Here is a 6,601-nt window from a genome sequence, read left to right as displayed (position 1 = left end):
CTCCCGCTTCATAGCAAAAGCCGTCCGGGCATCCAGGCGGCTTTTCTGCTTCTTATAATTATGATTAGATATGAATTTTCTAAACATTGTGTTACTTTTAAGCCAGCAGCATTCTTCCTTCTTTCTCTCGCCCAACAAACCCATTTCCTATCTAAAAGGAGACGGATCTCTATTGGAGCCGTACTTTTCTTTTACTATTCGCCTGTTTTTTAACACTTTTATCAAAAAGACAATAAATTCAAAAAAGCCCTTGCAAAAGTTTGTGAAGTAATGCACAATTAACTTGTGAAGTAATTCACATAAGAAACGATGAGGAGTGATTTAGATGAATACGATGAAAAAAGAAAAAGTAAACCGTGTGGTGCTTATTGGCGCAGGTCTTGTCGGCAGCAGCTATGCCTTTGCTCTAATTAATCAGGCAATTACCGAGGAACTGGTCATTATTGATGTAAACAAGGAAAAAGCGATCGGGGACGTGATGGATTTAAATCACGGAAAAGCGTTTGCCCCTTCTCCAACAAATACATGGTACGGCGATTTCAGCGACTGCAAGGACGCAGATATTGTCTGCATCTGCGCAGGAGCCAATCAGAAGCCTGGCGAAACACGGCTTGATCTCGTGGAAAAAAACATGAAAATTTTTAAAACCCTGGTGGATCAAGTGATGGAAAATCATTTCGATGGTATCTTTCTCGTTGCCACCAATCCGGTAGATATCCTTACCCAGGCCGTGAAAATGTTCAGCGGGTTCCCTGCTTCCCGTGTAATAGGAAGCGGTACAACCCTTGACACTGCCAGATTCAGATTTCTTTTAAGCGATTATTTCAATGTATCTGCAAGCAATGTCCATGCCGATGTGATCGGAGAACACGGCGATACCGAGCTTCCCGTATGGAGCAGCGCAACGATCGGCAGCGTTCCAATCACTGAGTATCTAAAAACCAATCCCGCATACAAAGCAGAGGATCTGGATAAAATTTTCGAAAATGTCCGGGATGCCGCTTACCATATTATTCAGAAAAAAGGCGCTACCTACTACGGCATTGCGATGAGTCTGGCCCGTGTCACCCGTGCGATTCTAGGCAATGAGAACTGCATTCTTACCGTAAGTGCCTACCTTGATGGAGAATACGGAGCAAAGGACGTCTATGCCGGTGTGCCGACGATCGTCAACCGCCAGGGCATTCGTGAGGTTGTGCAGCTTGCGCTTACCGAAAAAGAACAAAAGCAGTTTGACCACAGCATGAAGACACTGAAGGATACACTCGAACCAGCTGTTAAAAATCTTACTACCTGATCACACTACAGATTACAGAAGAGAGATGACCTTCCATGTGGTACCAGCAGTATGACCCTTTTGGCAATGAATGGATCAGCGCGCTGATCGCGTTTCTTCCTATTCTTTTATTTCTGCTTGCGATGACCGTTTTCAAAATGAAGGGCGTCTACGCTGCCGCCCTTTCGCTTGCTGTATGTACCGGTATTGCTATTTTATTTTTCGACATGCCGGTGTCTACTGCATTGTCTTCGGTGCTGCTCGGCTTCGGCCGCGCGCTCTGGCCAATCGGCTATATTGTCATTATGGCGGTATGGCTGTATAAAATTGCAGTGGAAACCGGTAAATTTGATATTATCCGCGGCAGTATTGCCAACATTTCCCAGGACCACCGCCTGCAGCTTCTGCTGATCGGCTTCAGCTTTAATGCTTTTCTAGAAGGAGCTGCCGGGTTTGGTGTTCCGATTGCTATCAGCGCGGCCCTTCTCGTCACACTCGGCTTCAAGCCTTTAAAAGCAGCCGGTCTCTGCCTGATCGCCAATGCCGCCTCCGGGGCGTTCGGTGCCATCGGTATTCCTGTTATTACAGGTGCTCAGGTCGGAGGAATGGAAACATTGGAACTCTCCCGTATGCTCGCCTGGATCCTTCCCGGCATCAGCTTTGCCGTGCCCTTTATCCTTATATTTATTCTAAACGGCCGGAAGGGAGTCATGGAAGTTCTCCCCGCTCTGCTTGTCGTAAGCGGTACGTATACGATTGCACAGACATTAACCATCGTGTTTATGGGACCGGAGCTTGCCAATATTCTATCCTCATTGATCAGTATGGTCGCACTCGCTCTGTTTCTTCGTACATGGCAGCCTAAAACAATTTACCGCGAACCAGGTGCAGAAGAACTGCCTGAAAAAGCACACTACAGCTTTAAACAGATTGTCGTTTCCTGGTCTCCTTTCTATATTTTGACCGCGGTTATTGCCGTATGGAGCCTGCCTTCTTTTCAGGCGCTGTTTGCGGAAGGCGGCCGATTCGCTTTCACTACATTCGCCATACAGATGCCGGCTCTTCACCAGCAGGTCATGCAGCTGCCTCCTATTGCCGCCGTTGAAACGGCTATGGATGCCGTATGGAGCGTAAATCTCCTGTCTGCCACCGGAACCGCGATCTTTGTTTCCATTCTGCTGACAAGCACATTCTTCCCATCGCTCAATGGCTTTCAAACCATGCGGGTCCTGGGAAAGACGATTAAAGAGCTGTGGCTTCCCGTGCTGACGATTTGTCTCGTTATGGCTTTTGCAAACCTTTCGAACTATGCAGGACTCAGCGCCTCCATGGGATTGGCGTTGTCCAATACAGGCATGTTCTTTCCGTTTGTGAGTCCTGTACTCGGCTGGATCGGCGTATTTCTGACCGGCTCTGTCGTGAATAACAACGCTCTGTTTGGAAGCCTTCAGGTCGTAACGGCCAACCAGATTGGCACGAGCCCGGCGCTTCTGCTTGCCTCTAATACAGCCGGCGGCGTTATGGGAAAACTGATTTCCCCGCAGTCCATTGCTATTGCAGCTGCAGCAGTTCAACAGACCGGCAAAGAGTCGGAGCTGTTTAAATTCACCCTCCGCTACAGTCTAGCTTTACTGTTTGTTGTCTGTGTATTCACTTTTGTTCTTTCCTTCCTCTTTACCACGTAAAACGCAGGATACATGACGAATAAAAAAAGAAGCGGAATACATTCCCGCTTCTTTTTGCTGTTTATTCTTTTGTGAATTCTTTTGTACTGCGTACGGTGTCTATCGGACGTACCATTTTTTCGATTTCTTCCCGTTTTGGTTCAAGCATAGGCGGAAGTGAAAGCTTTTCTCCAAGCGTTTCGTATGGCTCGTCTCCCATAAAACCAGGACCGTCTGTCGCAAATTCAAATAAAATCTGCGGTGCGACTCTCGTATACAGGGATTCGAAGAAGTGGCGGTCCACATAGCCGGAGTGCTGGAATCCGAATTGATCGAGCCTTCCGATCCATTCTTCGAGCGCCGGTCTGTCATCAACACGGAGCGCCGCATGGTGGACCGTCCCATACCCCTGACGGCCCGGCGGAAGAACGACGTTATATTCCACAATGATCTGGGCTCCATTGCCGCCTTCTCCTGTTTCAAATAAGTGAAAAGCGCCGTCCTGCTCGGTTTCCCGGAACAACAAGACCTTTTCCAATACTTCTTTTATTTGATTCACATTATCTACTCTTACGTAAATCGGTCCCAGTCCGGTAATCGCATGCTCTAACGGAATGGGTCCATTCTGCCATGGTACGCCTGCAGATACACCCTCATTATTTTCGTCGGAAACGAGCTCATACTGCTGGTCATCGAAATCTGTAAATCAATCTCTTTTTCCAAAACGCTCTTTTATGCCATGATGCTTGATTTCCAGACGGTCAAAACGCTGTACCCAGTAATCAAGCGCCTGATCATCCGGAACCCGAAAGGACGTTTTGGCAATTTCATTTGTTCCGTGCTGCCCTTTCGGAATTCCTGGAAAATCAAAAAAACGTCATATCGGTACCTGCTGTTCCTTTATCATCTGCAAAGAATAGATGGTACGTTTTAATATCATCCTGATTCACCGTCTTTTTGACGAGACGCATCCCAAGCACATACGTAAAAAACTCATAGTTTTTCTCCGCGCTGCTCGTAATCGCTGTAACGTGATGCATTCCTGTTAATTCTTTCATCGGGTTCAGCTCCTTATTTATCTATCCGTTCTCTATAGTACCTTACCCGGTTTCTTCTTCCAATAAATCAGACCTGAAAAAAAGAAGCCCGGAGGCTCCTCTTAACTGCTGTACCGTTCTTTCACAAGAGGCAGCAGGCCATTCATTTCCAGATAAGCACGCGGAGCCAGAAACGTTACCGTTACAACCCCCGGATGGCGTCCGATTTCAATTGATCCTGTAATAGTCGAGCGGTTCATCACTTCCGGCACCTCAATGCCGAACAATTTAGCAGCACGCTCCATGCCATTGGTTGTGGCTTCGTTTAAATCCGCACCTGTTCCGACAAACGAAATCGGATAGGATTCTTCCAGCTCCGCCACTCCCCATTCACGGCTTAACGCCAGCGCCTCCTGCTTCTCCTTTTCACTGAATGGTTTGGCCAGATAAGGAAGATCCTCTGTGACCGGCAGCAGTACCGGTCCTTCAATCGCCAATCCTTTCATTACATGCACTTCAAGAGTAACGATACCGGAAACATCTGTCGTATGGCCGGCTATTTCGCCGTCCCCCTGCATGGCATGCATGTCACCCAGATATACACCTCCACCCGGCACCTTTACAGGACAGACCACTACTGCTCCCTCCCGCACCCGGTTAATATCCATGTGACCGTCTGTACGTTCCTCCAGCTCTTCTTTTGTTACCGCAAACTCATGAGGAGCCCCAATGAGAAACTGGCCGAAATCGCCTGCGTTGTGAGAGTCAGGCAGCGCCCGGGAAGGCGTAGTGCCAAGCTGGCCGAGGAAGGGCCGCAGCCGTGCCATCGCCCCAACCAGATCGTGGGGCGCAAACGTAACAACCGGATTTTGTATCGAGTTTTCCGGGGTGTTCATATATTCTTTGGCCCGCCCTGCAATTTTCTCGGCTGCTTCTTGCGGAAGCGTCACCCCCATCGTTTTCTGTTCATTAAAGGCCATTGTATAGGCGTTCGTAAAGACAAATGGAGTAATGTCCTCGCCGCACGTATTGCAGCGGATAGCAGTCTGGCCAATGCCGTCAATCGTCGTCTCCGGATTCATCGTTCCGCACCCCGGGCACTTCACTGCTACGAAAGGATCCCCTACGAAACGACCGTCCACTGGTTTATCATTTCCCGATGCCGTTGCCGCCGAGGTTACTTTAATGGATTGAATTCGAATGACGATGGCATCTCCTGCTTCTGCGCCTTCTACATAAACCGGCTTTGTTACTTCATGCCCGCCGCGAAGAGCCGGTGTAATCATCGGCCCCCAGCACCCGGGCGCCGTGTTCGCGATAATGTGTCCGCCGTCTTTTACCCGGTATTCCATCTCTCTTGCCGGATCCAGTACCCCATCTGTAAATTCATTCACGTATACTGTTTGTTTTGCTTTCATCCCTACCCGCTCCTTCTGCCAAAAGTAGTTTCATAATGAAAAGTAACTATTATTACTTATTCGCCTTCTGTGATGAATAGTCCTTTCTTTAAAAAAACATTCTATATAGGAACAAAAAAAGTCCTGTCCGTTTCTGGACAGGACAATCTATTATTTAGAAATCGTAAGAACCTGCCCAACGCTGATTATATTGCTGCTTCCTATTTTGTTGGCTGTTTTGATTTTAGTGACAGTAGTACCGTATTTACGGGAGAGACTGTAGAGCGTGTCTCCTGATTTAACGGTGTGTTTTACCGTAGCAGCTGGGGCTGGGACCGGTTTAGCAGGAGCGGCTGCTTTGCCGGGAATAATAAGCTTCTGCCCGATACGGATCACATTCGCATTGCTCAGCTTATTCGCACTCGCCAGTTGGGAAACACTCACTTTATACCGGTTCGCAATGCTGTAAAGCGTGTCGCCGGCTTTCACAGTATAGGTGGTGCCAGTACCAGCAGGTGGAGTGGAAGCTTTTAATTTAAGCAGTTCGGATACAGTAACGAACTTATATCCTTTTGCTTTGAGCTGCTTGATGATCTCAGGCAGTGCTCCAGGAGTTCCGGACGCGCCTGCGCCGGTATGCATCAGTACAATGGAGCCTGGTACAATGTTTTTAACAACACGGTTGGTAATGTCTGTTTTGGAGTTGCCCTTCCAGTCCACTGTATCAATATTCCAGTGGATAGTGTGGGTGTACCCTGCATCTCCAACTGCTTTTAAAACAGAAGCGTTAGTAGAGCCAAACGGGGCGCGGAACAGCGGCTTTGTCGATTTGCCTGTGGTGTTTTTCACAATGGTTTCAGTCCGGCTGAGCTCATTTTTCATCTGAGCCGCACTGATTTTGGTGAAATCCGGATGAGTGTAGGAATGATTGGCCAGCTCATGCCCCTGAGCAGCTATATTACGAATAGCCTGAGGATGATGATTCGTTCCTGATCCGGTCAGGAAAAAGGTGGATTTGATATTATTTGCGGACAAAGTGTTCAGAATTTTAGGAATATTTGTCCCGTCCGCTCCATCATCAAATGTTAACGCCACAACCTTGCTTGATGTGTTTCCTTTTGTCACATACTGAGAGCTGGCAGCATCGACGGGAGGTGTAAACGAAAAAAGGGTAACAAACAGCAGGAAGAATACCGCAGCGGCCTTCAACAGCTTCGTAACCATGAC

Annotated in this window: 4 protein-coding genes and 1 pseudogene; 2 read left to right on the top strand and 3 right to left on the bottom strand. The window is 48.0% G+C overall.

Annotation, left to right across the window (positions count from 1 at the left end; translation table 11 throughout):
• The first annotated feature begins 334 nt into the window (after window positions 1–334).
• Together MMY81_RS30500 and MMY81_RS30495 are read left to right on the top strand one after the other, a co-directional pair.
• Window positions 335–1,297, top strand: a complete 963-nt coding sequence (locus tag MMY81_RS30500) for an L-lactate dehydrogenase (RefSeq protein WP_252315785.1) — start codon at window positions 335–337, stop codon at window positions 1,295–1,297.
• Window positions 1,298–1,332: 35 nt separating this feature from the next.
• On the top strand, window positions 1,333–2,961 hold the full coding sequence (locus MMY81_RS30495; protein ID WP_252315781.1) for an L-lactate permease: 1,629 nt from the start codon (window positions 1,333–1,335) through the stop codon (window positions 2,959–2,961).
• 61 nt (window positions 2,962–3,022) lie between these two features.
• Here the strand turns inward: MMY81_RS30495 and MMY81_RS30490 are convergent.
• From MMY81_RS30490 to MMY81_RS30480, 3 genes and pseudogenes are all read right to left on the bottom strand, one after another.
• A pseudogene (locus MMY81_RS30490) lies at window positions 3,023–3,998 on the bottom strand (ring-cleaving dioxygenase).
• Window positions 3,999–4,099: 101 nt separating this feature from the next.
• Window positions 4,100–5,395, bottom strand: a complete 1,296-nt coding sequence (locus MMY81_RS30485; protein ID WP_252315780.1) for an acetamidase/formamidase family protein — start codon at window positions 5,393–5,395, stop codon at window positions 4,100–4,102.
• A gap of 150 nt (window positions 5,396–5,545) precedes the next feature.
• On the bottom strand, window positions 5,546–6,598 hold the full coding sequence (locus tag MMY81_RS30480) for a polysaccharide deacetylase family protein (RefSeq protein WP_252315779.1): 1,053 nt from the start codon (window positions 6,596–6,598) through the stop codon (window positions 5,546–5,548).
• Between the last annotated feature and the right edge of the window lie 3 nt (window positions 6,599–6,601).

Source organism: Sinobaca sp. H24 (assembly GCF_023845525.1).
Note: the sequence above shows the minus strand (reverse complement) of the source record. Positions and strands in the feature narration are given on the sequence as shown.

What these genes read in the sequence shown, in the direction of transcription:
- MMY81_RS30500 (WP_252315785.1), top strand. Translation starts at nt 335, where the DNA reads ATGAAAAAAGAAAAAGTAAACCGTGTGGTGCTTATTGGCGCAGGTCTT.
- MMY81_RS30495 (WP_252315781.1), top strand. Translation starts at nt 1,333, where the DNA reads ATGTGGTACCAGCAGTATGACCCTTTTGGCAATGAATGGATCAGCGCG.
- MMY81_RS30485 (WP_252315780.1), bottom strand. Translation starts at nt 5,395, where the DNA reads ATGAAAGCAAAACAAACAGTATACGTGAATGAATTTACAGATGGGGTA.
- MMY81_RS30480 (WP_252315779.1), bottom strand. Translation starts at nt 6,598, where the DNA reads ATGGTTACGAAGCTGTTGAAGGCCGCTGCGGTATTCTTCCTGCTGTTT.